1 pseudogene is annotated in these 848 nt (G+C 39.6%); it reads left to right on the forward strand.

The features are described from left to right. Window positions 1-195: 195 nt before the first annotated feature. Window positions 196-848 (forward strand): annotated as a pseudogene (locus IR173_RS17790) (TlpA family protein disulfide reductase); the annotation flags it as partial.

The raw sequence follows: 848 nt of genomic DNA on the forward strand, positions 1-848 counted from the left end.
CTTTTTATGTAACGGTTGCAGAGCACCAACCTATTGATTTTATGCGTATGTTTGCTACTAGGAAAAGCTTATACATCGTTGATGTTCCAACGGCTTACCAAAATGAAAGTATTGTCACTATCCGATTAGGAGAAACGGCAACATACCCAACTGTTACTATTACCAATACAGAAATAGGTGAATAATACTAAGACCATGAAAACATTAGCGGTAACCATTCTATTCATTCTAGTCTTAACCATTGGCAATGCCCAAACTCCAAAGACAGAAGTAATTATGCGCCTGTCCCCGGAAGTAACCCAAGAAGAACAATGGGTATACGCAACGGGATGGGCTGTGGTAGAAGCGGAAAAGCTAGATTATGTCATCCTAGATTCCACCCTGATAACCAAAGGAGCCAAGCAAGCCAAACTGTCTTTTTATGTAAAAGAAAGCCTTACTGTGAAAATCCTGTTCATGAAAAACGGACCTGTCAACTTATACTTTTCCTCCACTCCGGGAACAAAGTCGGAACTGACTATCGACGAAAACACCAAAGACGGATGGTACAAGTTGCCCATTGAGGGGAACGATATGCACAATGAGCAACGGCTATTCCAACGTAAAAAAGAGGATATCAGAAAGAAAATAGCAGACCCTACGATTCATAAAGACAGTGTGGAATACTATAAAAAGTATTTGGACAAATTCTGCATTAACGAAATATATAAAACAAAGTATCCACGATTGGCTGAACTATACACCGTATGGCTACCGGAATATAGTAGAGAGAACGAGGACAAGGAACCTTTCCGAACTATACTGCATTACTTAAAAAATAAATTTCCCGATGCATACTGCATCAAAAG

Source organism: Phocaeicola faecalis (assembly GCF_021730445.1).
In the GTDB taxonomy this organism is placed as follows: Bacteria; Bacteroidota; Bacteroidia; order Bacteroidales; family Bacteroidaceae; genus Phocaeicola; species Phocaeicola faecalis.